The following is an 18,303-nucleotide window of genomic DNA, read 5'->3' as shown; positions in this document are numbered from 1 at the left end:
TAGCTGCACACGCAGGCTTACCTGCCGCCGCCGGAGATCCCGGCAAGCAGCTGCTCAAAAGGAAGCGAGTCCAGCGTGGCGTTCTTGCGGCCCGGCTGCGGGCCGCTCAGCAACTGGACGAGTTCACCCGCTGCGCGGTCCACGCGGGCAGAAAGCGGCGAACCGCCGTCGTCGGTGTTGCCCCAATCCTGCGGCCCGGCAAAAACGCCGGTGGCGGCGATCCTGGTGCGGAGGTAGCTGAACAGGGGCCGCATGGCGTAGTCGAGGACCATCTGGTGACGGTCGGTGCCACCTGTTGCGCCCAGCAGCACGGCCTTGCCGTCCAGCGACTTGGGATCCAAGACGTCGATGAAGGACTTGAACAATCCGCTATAGGAAGCGCTGAAGATGGGGCTTACGGCGATGATGCCATCGGAATCTTCGACGCCGGCAATGACCTCGGCCAACCGAGACGCGGCATATCCAGTGACGAAGTTGTTGGCGATATCCACGGCGAGATCCCGCAGTTCCACCACGTCGATCCGCACGTCGTAGCCGGCCGCACGGAGCTGCCTGTCGGTAGAGGCGGCGAGCTGGTCGGCAAGCAAACGGCTCGACGACGGGACGCCAAGCCCGGCGGAAAGGACGGTGATGCGGCGGGTTTCCATGACATTCTCCTGTTGCTCGTTCACTTACTTTACATGCATTTGCATCTAAATCAATGAACAGTGCGTGGGCTGATGCTATTCCCGCTGTTCCGGCTAGCCGGTAGTAAATGCTGCGCGACGACGGCGGGTGCTCGCCGCGGGGGCGAGCACCCGCCGTCGTGGGGTGTTGTTGGCTGTGTAGTCCTTCAGGCTCCCAGCAGGGCCTCCGCCGTACCTTGGTTATCCTTCGGGTCTGCCTCCGTGTTCATTTCGGGTGGGGTCTTTCTGAATCCCTTGGTGAGGATCGCCAGGTAGACGATTCCCAGGGCGAGCCATCCCAGCCCGAGATAGATCGCCACAGGTCCGAGTTGGGTCAGGAGGTAGAGGTCAACGAGGGCTCCCAAAACGGGCATCACGAGGAATCCGAGGATCGAGGGCCTGGTCTTCAGCTTCCACTGACGGACGAAGTGGACGATGACACAGACGTTGACCATGGCGAAGGTCAAGAATGCGCCAAAGTTGATGAAGGAAGTGGCCGTGTCCAGGGAGAGGTTGATGGCCAGCATCGCGGCGGCACCCACGAGGACGAGGTTCAGCACGGGCGTTTTCAGTTTCGGATGCAAACGCCCGAAGAAGCGGCGCGGGAGCACGCCGTCGCGGCCCATGACGTACATCAACCGGCTCGTGCTGGCCTGGATGGCTACCAACACCGTGAGCAGAATGCCCCGGGGGATGTTTCGCTTGGGGTTGATTGTCTCTTCGCTCAAGGTGCTGACAGCGTCAAAGCCCAGGAATGAGTATGCGGCGATGGCGGCACCTGCCGAGACAGCTGCTATGGAGGTTGTGGGGTTCCAAAGCGGTGTGGTGCCGACGACGTCGGTGGCGGTAGTCAGGTGCCTGACGCACATGATCACGAACGCCGCTATGCCGACCATGGTCAGTGTCATGAGGGTCTTATTGACCCGGTCGGCCAGGACGATGCCCAAGACGTTGACCACGGTGGTGGCCAGGACGTTTATCAGCAGCCAGATCCAGACGGGAACTGCAGGGAACTGGGCGTTGAGGTACACGGATTGGATCAGCCAGGCGACCATCGGCAGGAAGAAGTAGTCCAGCAGGATGGCCCATCCCACCAGGAAGCCCACACGGGGGCCAATCATCTTCCGGGCGTAGGTGTAGGCGGAACCGGACGCCGGGAAGATGCGGGACATCTTGCCGTAGCTGAACGCGGTCAATGACATGGCCAGGGTTGCAAGGATGTAGGCCGCCGGGGTTGCCCCGCCGCTGCTGGAGGCGATGACACCGAAGGTGAGCATGACGATGGCCGGTGACATGTACGCGACGCCGAACATGACCACGGAGGCCAGGGACAGTTTGGCGGTGAGTTGGGGTGCGGAAGTCATGAGTCGGACCCTTTGCCGGCCGTTGCGGCGTCCCCTTCGGATTCCTCTACGCCTGATTCCTCCAGGCCTGATTCCTCCAGGCCTGGTTTCTCGGTTATCGGGCTCCAGCGGGTGGGGTCAAGGCGCCCGGAGTACAAGGGCAGGTCCAGGCTGTCCTGGAATTCGTCGAACTGTTGCCAGGGCCTGGTCACCCCGGCGGTGCCGTATTCGCGGGCATTGCTGACGTCGTCGAGGTCGATGACATCTGTCAGGACGCGAGACTCAGCCGTTTCGGATTCGACCCGGACCCGCCCCTGTGGGTCAACGAGCAGGCTTCTGCCCAGCCCTTCAGGCCCAGCGGCGTTGACGCTGGCGACGAAGACCTGATTCACGATGGCGTTGGCTTTGGCGATGATGACTTCCTGCGCCCGGTCGGACGTGGGAGTTTGCACGACGTTGAGGATGAGATCAGCCCCCATCCAGGCCAGGTGCCGGCTGCTTTCGGGGAACCACGCGTCGTAGCAGATGGAGAGACCCACCCTGCCTATCCCGGCCATGTCGAAGACCACGAATTCGGACCCGGCAGCAACGCGCTCATAGGGGCGCCACGGGAAGATCTTGCGGTACGACGCCACACGCTTTCCTTGTGGCGAGTAGGCCACGGAGGTGTTATAGATCTTGCCGTCGGCGCCACGCTCATAGAAACTCCCCGGAACGAGCCAGATGTTCAAGTCGCCCGCGAGCTGCGCCAGAACACGGCCTGTTGGCCCATCGAGGGGTTCGGCCATGGCCTCGATCATTGCCGGAACGTCCTCGGCGGGGGCGTCACCAAGGTGGTTGAGATGGAGTTCCGGATAAACGAACAACTTTGTCCGCGAGTGCATACGGGTCAAAAGCTCCAAGGAGGCGCTGAAGGCCGAAACATCGCTTCCCGGCACGCCAGCCGCCTGAACGAGGGCAAGAGGAAGGGGTCTGCTCATATCACTACCATTCTGGAGGGTGTGGTCCACGCCACAATGAATTAATTAAATAAAATTTAATTAATTAACTCGGGGCTGTCAAGGGTTCCGACTGTCCTGGGTATGCCATCATCGGTTAATGGCCCGACCAAAAGACCAGAAGAAGCGGCGTGAGCAGCTCATTGCGGCAACCGCAAACGCCGTCCTGCTGCATGGATCAACTGAGATGCGCCTGGCGGACATAGCCGAAGAAGCCGGACTGGCTTCCGCCTCCGTCCTCTACTACTACCCGGACGTCCAGGAGCTCTTCACCGCAGTATTTGAGAAGGGAAGCGTTCAATACTGCGAAGAGCGCGAGGCGCACGTCGCTCGGGAAACCACGCCGCTTGAACGCCTCCATGCCTGCATCCGCTCGGGGATACCCCGGACCGGTCCAGCCGAGGAGGCAAGCCGCATCCTATATGAGCTCACCCCGGTGGTGCTGCGCAATGAAGCAGCAGCAGCCCAACACAAATCCTTCATCTCCCGGCAGGCCGCCCTGTACGAACGCGTACTCGAAGAGTGCCAACGCACCGGCGAGTTCCGGCTCCTCATGCCCGTGAAAATCCTGGCCCGGAGCTTCGTGGCCCTGGAGGACGGCTATGGGATCGACGTCCTCACCGGCGCCATCACAGCCGACGAAGAAGAACAGTGGCTCCTCCAGTACGCCCAGACCGTGCTGGCGCCAGAGTCGATGCCAATCAGCTAACGGCTCTTGCCGACTCAAAGGAGGCGAAAAGCGCTATGCACCAGCGCCATCTGATGCAAACAGCCTCAGCCTTCGACCTGGTTTGGCGCCGCGTCCCCTTGGGCCTCTTGGTTCTTACGTCCGGCCCCACCGGCGGCCATGAGCTCCAAGCGCTTCAAGGTTTCCCGGTTACGCAGGTCGATCAAAGGGTCTCGTAACGCTTTGGGAACCAGTTTGCCGGGCCCGCGAACAGCGTCCTCGGCGATGGAAACCCGACATTTACCGTCGTCGAGGCCTTCGAGAGAGATGCGGACCTTGGCTTCGCCAATGGGCCACCCCCGGGCGAGCAGCTCGAGGGACACCCCCGGCTGCGCAGCGGTGACGCGGGTGCTGTCATTGATCAACAGCGGCCAGGAACCCACCGAGTGATGGAGCTGGGAGCCGACCTCCGGCCACTCCTCGTCCACGTCGCGGATCCGCGAAGCACCCACAACCCAACCGGAGTAGAGCCACCCATCGGCGATCACCTTCCAGACGTGGGCCGGCGGTGAATCAAAGACCTGGGTCACAGTGGACATGTGGATCCTTTCTACACGCCATCAAGCAACGGCATAGCCTTAAGCTAAGCATGCTTACTGATTGTCTGCCAGCAGCGGGAGATCAATCTTCGAAATGGGCCTCCGCCCGCTGCTGTCCTGACACACGGGCGACCATGTCCATCGCGATTGCATACAGTTTTTGGTTGCGATCGCTCGATGCTCTCCGGAGGACGTCGAACGCCTCGGCCTGGCTGCAGCGGTTCTGGGCCATGATCATTCCGCACGCCAAGTCGATCACCGTTCGGCTCTCCATGGCGGCCTTGAGGTCATCCCCGCGCTGGTCAGAAGCAGCAATCCTCAGTGCCAAACGCAGGGCCTTACTGGACATGTCAGCGAACAACACAGCGTCAGCGACCACACCCTCGGTGTACAGGCCCGCCTCGGGAGCAAAGAAATTCAATACCGCCTGCGAGTCATCGCCCAACGTCATAGGGACGCCCAAGGCGCTGTCGATTCCGGCGTGAAGCAACGCGTCCGAGTATTTCGGCCACCGCGGATCCGAATGCACGTCGCCCAAAAGAACGGGGACCCCACTATCGAGCGCGTCCACACACGGACCCTGCCCCAAGGTCTGTTCAATGCGGTCCAGCACGATTGCCCGTTCGCTGCTGCCGCCAATGGTCGCCGTCCGTTTGCGTCGACGCAATGTCACTGCGCATTCGATCCGCGTATTGGTGACCCTGGTCATCATCCCGGCGCCGAAGCCGGTCATGCCCTCCAAGAACGTCTTAACATCCTCCGTGGCGCCGATGAGATCAACCAACCGCTCAAAATCATCTGCCCAATCCTCGGCCACCATGGATCAAATCTAGAAGAACCGGGGGCACCCCACAACAGTTGCGTGATCCAACCTCGGTATCCCCGCTGGGTCTCCGTCTAACCGATGGTTGGCAGGACGCCCGGAGCGCTTTCCACCCTCACCTTGACCTCGGCGTCGACGGTCCTGACTTCTCCGTCCACCTGGTAAGGGAGGGGCTTGACGGTGGTGAACTCGTAACTGCTGACGCTCGGCTGTTCGCCCAATCCCTGCGTGGTGGCCCGCAACGCAGTCAGCAAAACTCGCCACTTGGGCATGTGCGGAAAGACGATCACCTCGAACTTCCCGTCCGACGGTATGGTCTCAGCTTCGCTAAGCGTGGCGTACTTGGCCATTTCGCGGATATTGGCGAAGACCAGGCTATCGAACTTGCGGCGCTTTCCGTCGGACTGCCGGATGGAGAACGGCTTGAACTTGGAGAAGGTCTTGATGACAGTCACCATTTCCTTCAAGGCACCTTTACTGCCCTTTTCAAGCTCCGTCGCAACCACGGGACTAAGGCCGAATCCGATGTACGAATGCGCGTACTCCAGTGGCTCGTCATCGTTTTGGCCGGTATGGATACGGAGGAGATCGATGTTCCGCACCCGGCCTTCCACAATGGCGTCCTCGAGCGGCTTGGTTCCTGTGATCCGGCTGTGATCGTTGGCGTTCCCGGCAGCAAGCACCGCGCAGACGGCCTTGGGGTTCCCCGCCTGCATCACCCCATTGACTACCTCGTTGTATCCACCATCCCCACTGACAGATACCACCAGGACACTGCGGTCCCCCGTGGCGGCGTCTCGGGCAAGATCGACGGCGTGGCCAGCGTGTTCCGTGGGCCGGAGAACGATCTCCGGCGCGTAGCTGATGAGGTCTTGCAGCTTGTCATGCAACTGCTGCGCGAGCTCAGGCGCGTCCCCCGTGCTGTTGGGATTGAAAATGATGACGATCGATTCAAAGGTCCGGGCAGAATCCATGATGTGCTCCTGGTTCATTGCGAGGTACCTTACAGGCGGCTGTTTCCCTCGGAAGCTCCCATCCTATTCGCAAAGCAACAGTGCCCCTCGCATAAGGCGGTCCGAAAGGGAGGGTCCGAACGGGGTTCCGCCTGGGCTCGGGACATGAAAGCATGAAATTGCGTCTTCAGAAGTGGGGACCTCAGGGACAATGAGCTGGCGGACGCTTCGGACGCCCCCAGCGGCGGGGAAAGTCCATGGAATCAGATCCACTGCAGACTGCAAGAACGCGGGTGCAAAAGCACGACATATCCTTTGATGACTTATGGGCTTGGTATTGGGCAAACGGGGGAAGCGCAGAGCCCGTCGACTTTGACGCCTACCTTTTCGGCCTCGAACGCCGCGATCCCTTCGACATGAAGATTCTCGCCTGGGCGATGGAAGACTTGGAGGAGCGCTCCCTCCTCTAATTGAGCGACACCTCCCCTAACCCGCGACAGTTACTGTTGACCCATGGCTACAGTTCTTGAGGCCGACAGACTGGTTGTGGGCTACGCCGGGTCGCCGGTGTGCGGTGAAGTGTCCGTATCAGTGAGGGCCGGCGAGGTCTTGGGAGTTGTCGGGATCAACGGTGCCGGCAAGTCCACTGTGGCGCGCACCATCGCTGGCCGGCAGGCTCCCTTGTCCGGGCATGTCAAGGTCCACGGACTCCTCATAGACCCCGACGCCGTGCCGTTTCGTCGCGAGGTCGCAGCGGTCTTCGACGAGGATCTCTTCTTCCCGTCCTTAACCGTGCGCGAGCACCTGCTTCTGATCGCCCGTGGTCACTCGTTGGACCAACCCGAAGCGCGGGTTGAGGAGGAACTGGCGTTCTTTGGGCTCGCGGGACGCGCGCACGCAGTACCAGATGCCCTCTCCTCGGGCCAACGTCGCCGGTTGCTTCTGGCGGCCGGGCTGATTCGTCCGTCGTCGCTCCTTATCCTTGACGAACCCGAACAGCGCCTTGATCCCCAAATGCGCGTGGCCATTGGCGGCCGCATTGCTCACCACGCGCGGTCGGGAGGTGCAGTTGTCTTGATAACCCATGATCCCCAGTTGTTGCTCGCCACCGCGTCCAGGTGTTTGGTGATCGACGAGGAAGTGCAGGAATTCAAGCCGGACAAGGGAGCGTCCATCATTGCCGGCTCTTAAAGCCCCCGCCTCCGGGAAACAGGAGTCCAGCCGCGTACTGTCCGCAGAAATCGTCCGCTTCACGCATCGTTCAGCGCGTCGGTATGAACGCCGGCAGATCTCTTGGAGCGACCGCTTCATCGACGTCTACAACAACGTGCTCGGACTCGGCGTCGCACTGGCCATGGCCGGTTCCTTCGTCTTCGCCATGCGGAACGAGATTGCCCTGCGGACCGCGGTGTCGAGCATCGTTCGGAAGCAGTGGTTCGTGCTGCCGCAGCCTGTGCTCTGGACCCTTCTGGGCTTGGCGGTCCTCGCCGCCATGAGCAACCTGTCCCGCAAGCTGGGACCGATCACCGTTACCGGGCCCGAAAGCACGTGGTGGCTTCCGCTCCCCCTCGACCGGCGTCCGATGGTTGGTCCCCGGTTCCTCCGGAAAGTAGCCCTTACCGCCGTGGGCTCAGCACTGGCTTATCTCTTGTTCAGCGTGATGACTTCCCTCGGCCGCAGCCCCGGGGAGCACCTCATCGCATCGGTTGCGTTTGGTGCGGCCGGCATGATTGCAGTGCTTTTGGCAGCAACGCAACAGCTCGGCATCATCCGAGGACGGCTCGGACGATTCGTGGCCGCACTGGTACTGCTCGTGAGTGCTGTTGTGCCTGCCCTTGCGCCCGGGCCTCTGCCCGCAGCGGCGCTCTGCGTGGCCGCCGTCGGGCTCTTGATACTCGTCGCACCCAGAGCCGGGCTGGTGAGCGGAGAAGAGCTGACGCGGGGAGGAGCGCTGGCCAGCCAGGCCAGTGCGTCGCTGTTCGCAATGGACTCCAATGAGGCGTTGCGCGCGCTGGGCAGTGAGAAACTGCCGTCCAAGAACGACGGCGGTCGGGCGGCTGCGTTCTACGGCAAGCCTGTCCGCGGGCCGGCCGCGGCCCTGATTCGTGCCGACATAGTGGCCTTCCTGCGTTTGCACCCACCCCTGCTTCCGCCCTTCGTTTGGCTCGGAGCGTGCGTGGCTTCGCTGCTGGTGGAAGGGGGGCTGCCGGAATTCGTACAGCTGGCAATCATCGTCGTTGCCGGTTGCGCCACCGCCGCAGGGATGGGCAGCATTGCCCGACGTGCCGCACTGGTACCGGAACTTGATGCATTGCTGCCGTTGAACGGAGCAGTGGTCCGAACCAGCAGGATACTGATGCCTGCAGCTGGCATGGCCCTTTGGATGGCCGTTCTCAGCGGAATATTGGTGCTGCTCGGCGCCGCAGATCCTGCCCTCGTCCTCGTGGGAGCCCTGGCAGGTGTAGGAATGGGCGCCGGGACGCTCCGCGCGGCCACGAGACCAGGGGCGGATTGGTCGATACCGCCGATTGAAACGCCTTTCGGCCCGGTTCCCCGGGCTCAACTCACATCAGTAATGCGGGGACTGGATGTGACCATCCTGGCGATGATTCCCGTGGTCTTCTCCCTGTACTTGGGACGTGTCCCGTTGCCGGTCATGGCGGTGCAGGCGGTGTTCAGCGCGGGTATTTTCCTGGTGGTTGTTCTCTCACGTCCGCGCCGTAGCCAGGGCGGGGTTTAGTCCTTTCCAGAGCAGTACTGCATCAGAGCATGACGGTGCCCTCGATGCACGTGCTCGACGCTCCGCCGACCCACACCACACCATCCACGGCCTGGACATGAATCCGGCCTGCCCGGCCCAGCACCGTGCCCTGCGCCGCAACGTACTCTTGAGGCGCACGGCCACTGCCGGTCAACCACTGTGCCGCCCCGGCATTGAAGCTGCCGGTCACGGGGTCCTCCGTCATGGCATCACCGGGGATGAACGTCCGGACCTCAAAATCGACGCCGGTTCCAGCCCGATGCGGCCCGATCACGCCTACTTTCAGCTCACCCATCTGCGCAAGGTCCGGGTCGATGGCGAGCACTTCTTCAGCTGAACCCAGGAGTACTCCGATCCACTCGGGTCCGTTGACTAACCAGGCAGCGTCGAGCACGGATTTTGCAGGAATCCGCAGACTTGCAGCCAACCTGTCCCGCAGCGCGTCGCTTACTGCCTCAAAACGTGTCAGTGGGGGCGCTGCAAACGCCAGGCGCCCGGCGTCGTGCTTGATCCGCACCAAGCCGGCGGCGCATTCCTGGACCACCACCCCGTCGGCCCTGGGCGTACCGCCTGCTTGGAGCCAGGTGTGCGCCGAACCCAGTGTGGGGTGGCCTGCGAACGGGAACTCCTCGCTCCCGGTGAAGATCCGCACCTTGTAGTCCGCGGTGGGGTCTGTGGGCGGCAGCAGGAACGTCGTTTCTGAAAGGTTGGTCCAGTTGGCAAAGTGCTGCATCGTTGCGGCGCTCAGCCCCTCGGCGTCGACGACGACGGCCAGCGGGTTGCCGAGGTATGGCACTTCTGAGAAGACATCGACTTGGTGGAACGGGCGGATACGTGCGGATTCTGGGGTCACTGCTGCAGGCTACCATCGGCGGGCTGGACCCGGCGCGGTTGCAGGTGACGAAAGCAAAGGACCCCCACCTCCGGAATCCGGCGGCGGGGGTCCTTCTTGCAGTCTGGGACTACTTCCCTGCTACGACCTCAAGGTCGATCACGGCGGAGACGTCCTCGTGCAGGCGAACATTGGCCTGGTACGAACCGACAGACTTGATGTGGTTCGGCAGTTCAACATTGCGCTTGTCGATTGCGCCGAGGCCAGCGGCCTCAACAGCAGCAGCGACGTCAGCCGGCTTGACCGTGCCGAAGAGACGACCGGACTCGCCGGCCTTCACCTCGAGCTTGACTTTCTTGGAGGACAGCGCGGAAGCCTGAGCCTGTGCAGCTTCAACCGAAGCGTGCGCACGAGCAGCACGGGCTGCCGTGATGGACTCGACCTGCTTCTCGCCACCCTTGCTCCAAGTCAGAGCGAAGCCGCGGGGCACCAGGAAGTTACGTGCGTAACCGTCCTTGACCTCGACGACGTCGCCAGCAGCACCGAGACCGGTTACTTCGTGGGTCAGAATGAGCTTTGCCATGTTAGTTACCCTTTCCCTTAGCCGCGGCCAGCGCCGGAGTAAGGCAGCAGTGCAACTTCGCGGGCGTTCTTGATTGCCTGGGCGATCTTGCGCTGTTCCTGAACGGTAACACCAGTTACGCGACGAGCGCGGATCTTTCCGCGATCGGAGATGAACTTGCGCAGCAATGCTACGTCCTTGTAGTCGATGACAGTGATGTCAGCGGCCTTCAAGGGGTTGGACTTTGGTTTGGGCTTACGGAGTTCAGCCTTAGCCATCGTGGAGCTCCTATTCTATGGAGCCCGTGGATATTGATCCACGGGATGGTGGTGTTCGACGGCCTTCCCCGCCCGGGTGCCTTTCGGCAAACTGGCGGCATCCGGCGTCGGACGATTTCTTGGTGTTTAGAAGGGAGGTTCTGAATCCGGGCCGTTGCCCCAGCCGCCTGCATTGCTGACACCGGGCGTAGCCCAAGGGTCTTCCTGCTGTGCGGGCTGGTTGCCGCCCCAGGTTCCTCCGGAGTTGCCGCCACCCTGGTTTCCACCAGGAGCGCCGCCTCCAAAGCCACCGGAATTACCGGCGTTACCGCCACCGAAGCCACCCTGACCCCCGCCGGAGCGCTGGGTACGGTTGACCTTGGCGTTTGCGTAACGCAGGCTGGGGCCGATTTCGTCGACCTCCAGCTCGATAACAGTGCGCTTTTCGCCTTCTTTTGTTTCGTAGGAACGGCTCTTCAAACGGCCTGAAACAATGACGCGCATGCCCTTTGTGAGGGACTCGGCCACGTTCTCAGCTGCCTCACGCCACACCGATGCGCGGAGGAACAGGGTTTCCCCATCCTTCCACTCATTGGACTGACGATCGAAGGTCCGGGGAGTAGACGCAATGGTGAAGTTCGCTACCGCCGAACCTGACGGTGTGAACCGCAGTTCGGGGTCATTGGTGAGATTACCGATGACCGTAATAGTGGTTTCGCCTGCCATCTACTGCCTCCTTGTTCGTTCCTGCGGGGTAAAGATTGAAAGCCGGGAGCTGAAATTACTCAGCTACAACCTTCTGCTCTTCGGGGCGGGTGATCTTGGTGCGCATGATGGTCTCGTTGAGACTCAGCTGGCGGTCAAGTTCCTTGGCGGTTTCAGGCTTGGCGGTGAAGTTCACCACGGCGTAGATACCTTCGGACTTCTTCTTGATGTCGTAAGCGAGGCGACGGCGGCCCCAGATGTCAACCTTTTCGATGGTTCCACCATCGGTGGTGATGACATTCAGGAACTTCTGAAGCGACGGCTCTACGGTACGCTCTTCGACCTCGGGGTCGATGATTACCATCAATTCGTAAGGACGCATATGTGAACCCACCTCCTTTGGGCTAAGCGGTTACGGCATTTCCGTAACAGGAGGTTCATTTGCGATGCTGCGCACACGCCCCCACCGAAAGACCGGCAGAGGGCGTAACACAGACTTCAACATCTTAGTGCATCTCCTGCACTCAAAGCTATTCGGCAGGATTGGGCCGTGGAAGCGCACGAGTTGTCTATGTGGATAACCGTACGTGCCACCCGTGATACTTGGACCATGACCGTCTTGAAGTCCATCACCCTCTTCATCCTTGCTGCGGCGGCGGAAATCGGCGGGGCGTGGCTCATCTGGCAGGCCATCAGGGAGGGCAAGGCCTGGTGGTGGGCTGGCTTGGGCGTGGTTGCGCTGGGAATCTACGGGTTCTTCGCTGCCTTCCAGCCTGAGGCCCACTTTGGCCGCGTTCTCGCAGCTTACGGCGGGGTGTTCATCGCCGGGTCTCTCGCTTGGGGAATGCTGGTGGATGGTTTTCGACCGGACCGCTGGGACGTCATTGGCGCCCTGGTCTGCATGGTCGGAGTGGCCGTGATCATGTTCGCGCCCCGCACTGGCAGTTAATCCTCACACCGGTACGTTGTCCGAACACGACGAAACCCCCGGAAGATTGCGGATCTTCCGGGGGTTTCACACTGTGCGCGGAGGGGGACTTGAACCCCCACCCCCTTTCGAGGACTAGCACCTCAAGCTAGCGCGTCTGCCATTCCGCCACCCGCGCAGGTGGTCAGGAGAAGCGTGTTTCATTTTCTCCTCGACAGCAGCAAAGACACTAACACGAAGAGCGGCAATCCACAGATTCGGGAGTTGGGGCGCCCGGGGATGGGCATGGTGTGGGCAGCGCGAGGCGCGCGTCCCTACCACCCCGAAATGGTTAGGGTGAATAAATGAACAACGTCAGAGAGAGACGCAGCCGGTTGCGGTTAGTCATTATGTTGGTGGCCGGAGCGGCAGCCTTCGTTGCCGCCGGAGTGCTGTGGGGGTGGGTGGACGCCCCCGCAGTAGGTTGGGCGGTGGCGGCGCTGATCTACGTAGTGTGGGTGTGGCTCGTCATCGCGCGCATGGACCCTGACGAAACCCGCCTCCACGCGACCTCCGAGGATCCTTCGCGCGCAGCTACGGACCTGCTGATACTCGCAGCTAACCTTGCCAGCATTGCCGCGGCCGCCGCCGTGATCGTCAATTCACACATCGACGGCTCGAACAGCCGCGTGTACGCGGCCGTTCTGGCTTTGGCGTGTGTAGCCCTTTCCTGGATGCTCGTCCAGACGCTTTTCACGCTCCGATACGCCGAGCTTTACTACAGTTCGAATAAAGGCACCGGCGGGAAGCCAGGCGGCATCAGTTTCAACCAGGACCGGCCACCGCAGTACACCGATTTCGCCTACTTGGCCACCAGCCTGGGCATGACCTACCAGGTGTCGGACACCAACTTGGAAAATCATCGGATCCGAGCCGAAGCCATGAAGCATGGCTTGCTCTCCTACCTCTTCGGCACGGTAATCCTCGCCGTCACCATCAACTTGGTCATCGGACTGGCGCAGTAGCCATCCCGCACGTCCACTGACAACCAAAAACCCAGCGGTTGGTGCCAAGGATTACGACGTCCGTCCTGCGCCAACCCCTGCGCGCTCGGTTTCGGTGCTGCCCACACCGGTGTCCAAGCGGCCGTTCCGGCGGCGATACCGCACGATGCCGATGACAACCACCACGGCAGCCAGCGCCAGCGAGAGGAACAGGGATTCCCGCGTGGATTCAATAATGATCATTCCGATGATGAGCGCCACGATGCTGCCGATGGAGATCCAGGTGAGGTAGGGGAAGAGCCACATCCTGAGTTCAAGTTGCTCGGCAGCGGCTCCCATGCGCCTGCGGAGGATGAGCTGGGAGACGGCGATGACGAGCCACACGAAGAGCGCAATGGCACCGGAGGTGTTTACCAGGAACAAGAACACTGTGTCCGGCGCAATGTAATTCAGGCCCACGGTGATGAACCCAACCACGGTGGAAGCCAGCACTGCTGCAGCCGGAACGCCGCGCTTGGAGATCTTCATCCACGACTTGGGTGCGTCACCGCGCTGGGAGAGGGAGAACAGCATGCGGCTGGCAGTGTAAAGACCCGAGTTCAGGCAGGAGAGCACCGAGGTCAGGACAACGATGTCCATGATGGTGCCGGCTCCCGGAATTCCGTAGAGCTCAATGACGGCCACATACGGGCTCTTAGCAACGGAAGCGCTGTTCCACGGCAGTAGCGTCACCACAATGGCGATCGAACCGATGTAGAAGATCAGGATGCGCCAAACAGTGGACTTCACGGCCTTCTTGACCGCGTCCACGGGGTTCTCCGATTCACCGGCCGCGATGGTGGCAATTTCCGCGCCGAAGAAGGAGAAAACCACCACGAGGATGCCGGCGAGCACCGCTCCCGGACCGCTGGGCATGAAGCCGCCCTTATCCAGGAGGTTGCTGACGCCGGGCGCCGGAACGCCCGGGATGAGCCCGAGGATGGCCGCGATCCCGGCGAGGAGGAAGATGACGATTGCCGTGACCTTGATGGAGGCGAACCAGAACTCGAACTCGCCGTAGGATTTCACGGATCCAAGGTTGGTCAGCGTCAGGAGGACCATGAGCAGCAGCGCCCAAACCCACTGATCCACGCCGGGAACCCAGCGGTGCATGATGGCCGCACCCGCGGTGGCCTCGATGCCGAGAACAATGATCCAGAACCAGGCATAGAGCCAGCCGATACTAAAACCGGCCCAGCGCCCCAGGGCCTTGTCTGCGTAGGTGGAGAATGAGCCGGTTTCCGGGTTGGCGGCAGCCATCTCGCCCAGCATGCGCATCACGAGGATGACAACCAGGCCGGCAGCGAGATAGGCAACGAGGATCCCCGGGCCGGCCTGCTGGATGGCAGCGCCGGAGCCAACGAAAAGCCCTGCACCGATCACGCCGGCGATGGCGATCATGGAGAGGTGCCGTGGCTTCAGGGACTTGGAAAGCTGTTGGTCAGCGTGCATGGATTGGCGCCGTCCTTTAGGTTCGAGGTAGGCCACAGTGGTGTGCCACGGGCCACATGACTAGATCACGCTAACGTGCCGGGACTGGGCGGGTACTGTGCGACCAAACATTTTGCCTGTGCTCCAATTGGCACGCCCGCACAAAAAGTATGATTTTAGGAAACAAGTGTTTCATCAGGGGAATCCACATGCCCGCCCTGAAGCGAGTGCTTGATGCTTTGCGTCAGGCGCCTGCGCGGAAGAACACCTCAACGACGTCGGTCAGGAACCGTGGATCCCGAACTCCGCAAAGTTCGCGCGCCGAATGCATCGACAGGAGCGGAACGCCGACGTCCACTGTTCGAATACCCAAACGGGTGGCGGTCAGCGGCCCAATCGTGGAGCCGCAGGGCAGATCGTTATTTGAGACGAACTCTTGGTACGGCACGCCGGCCGCTTCGCAAAGCTTCGCCCAAACTGCCGCGCCCGGGGCATCAGTGGCGTAGCGCTGGTTGGCGTTGATCTTCAGCAACGGCCCGCCGTTGAGGACCGGGCGGTTCACGGGATCGTGCCTCTCGGCATAGTTCGGATGGACAGCATGACCGGCATCCGCTGACACGCAGAACGACGCCGCAAGGGCCCGCCGCCGCTCGCTCACGGATGCACCAAGGCCGTCCGAGACGCGCGTCAAAATGTCCTCGAGAATAGGCCCGCAGGCGCCGGAGCGGGAATTCGAGCCGAGCTCCTCGTGGTCGAAAGCTGCCAGTACAGCGATGGGCCCGCTGGTTGGTTCGGCTGCGGCATGCGCGATCAGGGCAACCAGCCCGGCATGGGTCGAGGAGAGGTTGTCCAGGCGCCCGGACGCAAAGAACTCACTGTTGGCCCCGAAAACCGCGGGTGCCTGCGTGTCTGCCACTACGACGTCGTACCCGGCGATCCGGGCCGGATCCACAGTGGCGCCTTGAACACGATCGGCGAGCACCGCCAGCAGATCCGCCCCATCGGCACCCTCATCCCCGGCCTGGCCGAAGATGGGGTTCATGTGTTGCTGCTTTGACAGCAGCAATCCGTTGTCATTGACTCCACGGTCCAAGTGGATGGCCAGCTGCGGGAAGCGGAGGAGCGGTCCGGTGGCGGTGAGGTGTTCGGTGCCGTCAAGCAGGACCAGGCGGCCGGCAAGCTGGAGCTCCCTGTCCAGCCACGAGTTCAGGAGTGGTCCGCCATAGACTTCGACGCCGGCCTGAAGCCAGCCGAACTTGGCAGTGGTGGGTTTGGGCTTGAGTTTGAAGGAGGGTGAATCGGTGTGGGCACCCAAAATGTTGAAACCGGTGGTAGGCCCTGCGCCCTCGGGGGTCAGCCACGCGATCAACGCACCGTCCCGGACGATGTAGAACTTGCCGGCCCCGCCGGCCCACGGTTCCAACTCATCCAAGCGTGTGAATCCGGCGGCATTCAGCCTGCGGGCGGCTTCGTGCACAGCGTGGAAGCTCGACGGCGACGCCGCCACATACGCGCCGAGGTCCTGGATGTGGGCATCTGCTGCGGAGGCATTCGAAGACATTCACCGAGTCTAGCCGCGCATGGTCTAAGGCACCTCCATCGCCATGAATGTGCACAATGAACATTTTCATATGCTTGTAATGCTCATCACAATGTGCCACGATAGCGCCAGCAGCTCATCTCGGAAGGCTCCTCATGAACATTGAACTGAAACAAGTCCGCAAACTCCGCATCCATTGGCCCATCGAGGTTGGAACGATGACGCAGCTGGCCCGTGGCAACCTCACGGCGTTGGAAGCTGACGCCGGTATCGCTTTGCTGCTGCAGACTCTCGCGGACATCCCCGAGTTGGGCGGGTTCGGCAACTACCACCATGTTTTCGAGTCCTCCGCCGGGTTCGAAGGCTTCACCGTGGCCGAAGGCGCCAACCCCACCTTGGGGCTGGTGGGGCAACGAACCATTTCGCCAACGTTCGTTTTCACAACGTACTTTGACTACGCCATGAGCGAGGCAGAGGTCCAGGACATGATCCAACAGATTGTCCGCATTCATCCATGGGAAGTTCCGGTTATCGAAATTTCCGCACCCATCAGCGTCTCCACCAGCGTTGAGGCACCGGCTTTCGGCATGCCGGTTGTTGGCATGCCGACTGTCGAAAGCCAGGTGGCCTGATGCAGGGCACGTCTCCAGGGTTGTGGGCCGACTTGGCGGCGCTCTTGAAGGGCCGTACCTACACGGACCTTACCCATGCGTTCCACCCGGGCCAGCCACGGTTCGCGGCATTCCCCGATGAAACCCGCGAAGCCCTCTTCGACATAGAGAAGGGGGATGGCTTCACAGCCCATCGGTACTCGATCGTGGGTCAGTGGGGCACCCACGTCGATCCGCCGTCGCACTTCATCCGGGGCGGCTTGACCCTGGACAAGATTCCTGTCGAACAGATGCTGCTGCCGTTGGTAGTCATCGATATCAGCCAACGCGTGGACGCCAATCCTGACGCGACGCCCACCCTTGCGGACGTGCAGGGTTGGGAAGCCCGGAACGGGGACATCCCCGAGGGTTCGTTCGTGGCACTTCGCACAGGATGGAGCCGGCGGTGGCCGGACCCCGAGGCGATGGCAAACAAGGATGCAGCGGGTATCAGCCATACTCCTGGCTGGTCGCACGAGGTTCTCAAGTACTTGATCGAAACCCGGCACGTTTCCGCCGTGGGTCATGAGCAGACCGATACCGATCCCGGCATCGCGACCTCCCGGCAGGACTTCAGCCTGGAAACCTACGTGCTCGCCCAAGGAAAGTGGCAGATCGAACTCCTGGCTAATCTGGACGGTGTTCCAGAGGCAGGCGCGATCATCATCGCCACGTGGGCCAAACCGTTGGGAGGCAGCGGCTTTCCGGCCAGGGTCTTCGCGATCCACTGACGCGGGATGGGTGTGGCTAGAATCGAGCCATGTCAAAGACCTCCAGCATGGGCCGCGGGATGATGGCCATCCTCGCCCTCGGGGCCCGTCATGCGCAAGGGTACGACGGCGGTTCGGTCGCCGACATCGCGGCCCAGCTGGATAAAGACCGCAGCCAAGTGTCAAGGAGCCTCAAGGGTGCCCAGCTGGAGGGCTTCCTGGCCCGTAATGACCAGCGGAACTACAGCTTGGATTGGTCCATCCTGACGGACGCCCAGCTCGTTACGGAGCAACGGCTCCGGACCGACGGCCTCACCGCGCTGGAGGGCTTGGCCACCGAAACCAACGAGGCCTGCTTTTTGGGAGTGCTCAGCGGAAACAGCACCGTGACCATCGCTGAGCATGTTCCCGCGAGTGCCAACCTCGTGGGTTCCTGGCTGGGACGCCCCTACCCTGCCTACTGCAGCGACGCCGGCCAGGCCCTGCTATGGGATACGCCCGACCACGAGGTCCGCAAAGTCTTCGAATCCGTGGAGTTCCTGAAGCATGGACCCAACACCCCCCGCTCCGTGGATGACTTCCTGGACCGCCTCAGGACCTCCCGCGCCCGTGGCTACTCCATAGTTGACGAGGAAGCCGAACCCGGCCTGTATTCCCTCGCCGCTCCCATCCGGGATTTCAAGGGCGAGGTTGCCGCCGCGATACAGATCGTCGGCCCTAAGTCCCGCATGGAGCCACTGAGGGAGAGCCACGCCGTCGTACTGAACTCCTGGCGGGATTGGCTCGAATCAACTGTTGGGGGACCAGCAGATACCAGTCCGGATATTTTCGGGAGTTGAGCTTCGCGGCAGGTCCGG

Annotated in this window: 22 protein-coding genes and 1 tRNA gene; 9 read left to right on the top strand and 14 right to left on the bottom strand. The window is 61.8% G+C overall.

What is annotated here, in order from left to right:
• Nucleotides 1-17: 17 nt before the first annotated feature.
• From QRN04_RS15900 to QRN04_RS15890, 3 genes are all read right to left on the bottom strand, one after another.
• On the bottom strand, nt 18-647 hold the full coding sequence (locus tag QRN04_RS15900) for an FMN reductase (protein WP_284976991.1): 630 nt from the start codon (nt 645-647) through the stop codon (nt 18-20).
• A gap of 185 nt (nt 648-832) precedes the next feature.
• Nucleotides 833-2,029 (bottom strand): APC family permease, encoded by a 1,197-nt coding sequence (locus QRN04_RS15895; RefSeq protein WP_284976990.1) that lies wholly within the window; start codon nt 2,027-2,029, stop codon nt 833-835.
• Nucleotides 2,026-2,988 carry a carbon-nitrogen hydrolase family protein gene (locus tag QRN04_RS15890; protein ID WP_284976989.1) on the bottom strand — a complete coding sequence of 321 codons (963 nt, stop codon included), beginning with the start codon at nt 2,986-2,988 and terminating at the stop codon, nt 2,026-2,028. The genes QRN04_RS15895 and QRN04_RS15890 overlap by 4 nt, the downstream gene beginning before the upstream one ends.
• A 118-nt stretch (nt 2,989-3,106) precedes the next feature.
• On the opposite strand from QRN04_RS15890, the gene QRN04_RS15885 reads away from it, so the two are divergent.
• Nucleotides 3,107-3,715: a TetR/AcrR family transcriptional regulator gene (locus QRN04_RS15885; protein WP_284976988.1), complete on the top strand. Its 609-nt coding sequence runs from the start codon at nt 3,107-3,109 to the stop codon at nt 3,713-3,715.
• A 65-nt stretch (nt 3,716-3,780) separates the two neighbouring features.
• Here the strand turns inward: QRN04_RS15885 and QRN04_RS15880 are convergent, their stop codons facing one another.
• The 3 genes from QRN04_RS15880 to QRN04_RS15870 all read right to left on the bottom strand — a co-directional run bounded on the left by QRN04_RS15880 (nt 3,781) and on the right by QRN04_RS15870 (nt 6,069).
• Nucleotides 3,781-4,272, bottom strand: coding sequence for an SRPBCC family protein (locus QRN04_RS15880; protein WP_284976987.1), 492 nt, complete (start codon nt 4,270-4,272; stop codon nt 3,781-3,783).
• A gap of 82 nt (nt 4,273-4,354) precedes the next feature.
• Nucleotides 4,355-5,092, bottom strand: a complete 738-nt coding sequence (locus QRN04_RS15875) for a GAF and ANTAR domain-containing protein (protein WP_284976986.1) — start codon at nt 5,090-5,092, stop codon at nt 4,355-4,357.
• Between the two features lie 77 nt (nt 5,093-5,169).
• Nucleotides 5,170-6,069: a diacylglycerol/lipid kinase family protein gene (locus tag QRN04_RS15870; protein WP_502868812.1), complete on the bottom strand. Its 900-nt coding sequence runs from the start codon at nt 6,067-6,069 to the stop codon at nt 5,170-5,172.
• Between the two features lie 236 nt (nt 6,070-6,305).
• Between QRN04_RS15870 and QRN04_RS15865 the strand changes: the two genes are divergently transcribed.
• From QRN04_RS15865 to QRN04_RS15855, 3 genes are read left to right on the top strand one after another with little or no spacing between them, the layout of a single operon-like run.
• A complete protein-coding gene (locus QRN04_RS15865; RefSeq protein ID WP_284976984.1) occupies nt 6,306-6,518 on the top strand; it encodes a hypothetical protein in 213 nt (70 codons plus the stop codon).
• Nucleotides 6,519-6,561: 43 nt separating this feature from the next.
• Nucleotides 6,562-7,239 (top strand): ABC transporter ATP-binding protein, encoded by a 678-nt coding sequence (locus QRN04_RS15860; protein ID WP_284976983.1) that lies wholly within the window; start codon nt 6,562-6,564, stop codon nt 7,237-7,239.
• The gene (locus QRN04_RS15855) at nt 7,226-8,788 is read left to right on the top strand and encodes a DUF6297 family protein (RefSeq protein ID WP_284976982.1); all 1,563 of its coding nucleotides are present in this window, start codon (nt 7,226-7,228) and stop codon (nt 8,786-8,788) included. The genes QRN04_RS15860 and QRN04_RS15855 overlap by 14 nt, the downstream gene beginning before the upstream one ends.
• A gap of 22 nt (nt 8,789-8,810) precedes the next feature.
• On the opposite strand, the gene QRN04_RS15850 is transcribed toward QRN04_RS15855, so the two are convergent.
• The 5 genes from QRN04_RS15850 to rpsF all read right to left on the bottom strand — a co-directional run bounded on the left by QRN04_RS15850 (nt 8,811) and on the right by rpsF (nt 11,547).
• Nucleotides 8,811-9,662, bottom strand: a complete 852-nt coding sequence (locus tag QRN04_RS15850; RefSeq protein WP_284976981.1) for a PhzF family phenazine biosynthesis protein — start codon at nt 9,660-9,662, stop codon at nt 8,811-8,813.
• 109 nt (nt 9,663-9,771) lie between these two features.
• Nucleotides 9,772-10,224 (bottom strand): 50S ribosomal protein L9, encoded by a 453-nt coding sequence (rplI, locus tag QRN04_RS15845; protein WP_284976980.1) that lies wholly within the window; start codon nt 10,222-10,224, stop codon nt 9,772-9,774.
• A gap of 17 nt (nt 10,225-10,241) precedes the next feature.
• The gene (gene rpsR / locus QRN04_RS15840) at nt 10,242-10,481 is read right to left on the bottom strand and encodes a 30S ribosomal protein S18 (protein ID WP_003800144.1); all 240 of its coding nucleotides are present in this window, start codon (nt 10,479-10,481) and stop codon (nt 10,242-10,244) included.
• Nucleotides 10,482-10,607: 126 nt separating this feature from the next.
• Complete coding sequence (locus QRN04_RS15835; RefSeq protein ID WP_284976979.1) at nt 10,608-11,186, bottom strand: single-stranded DNA-binding protein; 579 nt, start codon at nt 11,184-11,186, stop codon at nt 10,608-10,610.
• Nucleotides 11,187-11,241: 55 nt separating this feature from the next.
• The gene (gene rpsF, locus QRN04_RS15830; RefSeq protein ID WP_028267876.1) at nt 11,242-11,547 is read right to left on the bottom strand and encodes a 30S ribosomal protein S6; all 306 of its coding nucleotides are present in this window, start codon (nt 11,545-11,547) and stop codon (nt 11,242-11,244) included.
• Between the two features lie 228 nt (nt 11,548-11,775).
• On the opposite strand from rpsF, the gene QRN04_RS15825 reads away from it, so the two are divergent.
• On the top strand, nt 11,776-12,114 hold the full coding sequence (locus QRN04_RS15825) for a YnfA family protein (protein WP_284976978.1): 339 nt from the start codon (nt 11,776-11,778) through the stop codon (nt 12,112-12,114).
• A 74-nt stretch (nt 12,115-12,188) separates the two neighbouring features.
• On the opposite strand, the gene QRN04_RS15820 is transcribed toward QRN04_RS15825, so the two are convergent.
• Nucleotides 12,189-12,271, bottom strand: a tRNA-Leu gene (locus tag QRN04_RS15820).
• Between the two features lie 166 nt (nt 12,272-12,437).
• Between QRN04_RS15820 and QRN04_RS15815 the strand changes: the two genes are divergently transcribed.
• A complete protein-coding gene (locus tag QRN04_RS15815; protein ID WP_284976977.1) occupies nt 12,438-13,097 on the top strand; it encodes a DUF1345 domain-containing protein in 660 nt (219 codons plus the stop codon).
• A 51-nt stretch (nt 13,098-13,148) separates the two neighbouring features.
• Here QRN04_RS15815 and QRN04_RS15810 read toward each other — a convergent pair whose 3' ends face one another.
• Both QRN04_RS15810 and QRN04_RS15805 read right to left on the bottom strand, forming a co-directional pair.
• The gene (locus QRN04_RS15810) at nt 13,149-14,567 is read right to left on the bottom strand and encodes an amino acid permease (protein WP_284976976.1); all 1,419 of its coding nucleotides are present in this window, start codon (nt 14,565-14,567) and stop codon (nt 13,149-13,151) included.
• A 223-nt stretch (nt 14,568-14,790) separates the two neighbouring features.
• Nucleotides 14,791-16,107: a M18 family aminopeptidase gene (locus QRN04_RS15805; RefSeq protein WP_284976975.1), complete on the bottom strand. Its 1,317-nt coding sequence runs from the start codon at nt 16,105-16,107 to the stop codon at nt 14,791-14,793.
• Nucleotides 16,108-16,241: 134 nt separating this feature from the next.
• Here QRN04_RS15805 and QRN04_RS15800 point away from each other — a divergent pair, with 134 nt between their 5' ends.
• The 3 genes from QRN04_RS15800 to QRN04_RS15790 are packed head-to-tail and all read left to right on the top strand — an operon-like array spanning nt 16,242 to nt 18,285.
• Complete coding sequence (locus QRN04_RS15800; RefSeq protein ID WP_284976974.1) at nt 16,242-16,718, top strand: hypothetical protein; 477 nt, start codon at nt 16,242-16,244, stop codon at nt 16,716-16,718.
• Nucleotides 16,718-17,467 carry a cyclase family protein gene (locus tag QRN04_RS15795; RefSeq protein WP_284976973.1) on the top strand — a complete coding sequence of 250 codons (750 nt, stop codon included), beginning with the start codon at nt 16,718-16,720 and terminating at the stop codon, nt 17,465-17,467. The genes QRN04_RS15800 and QRN04_RS15795 overlap by 1 nt, the downstream gene beginning before the upstream one ends.
• 29 nt (nt 17,468-17,496) lie before the next feature.
• A complete protein-coding gene (locus QRN04_RS15790) occupies nt 17,497-18,285 on the top strand; it encodes an IclR family transcriptional regulator (RefSeq protein ID WP_284976972.1) in 789 nt (262 codons plus the stop codon).
• Nucleotides 18,286-18,303 lie beyond the last annotated feature (18 nt).

Source organism: Arthrobacter sp. efr-133-TYG-104 (genome assembly GCF_030208915.1).
Lineage (GTDB): Bacteria > Actinomycetota > Actinomycetes > Actinomycetales > Micrococcaceae > Arthrobacter.
This window is presented reverse-complemented; position numbering and strand designations above follow the sequence as displayed.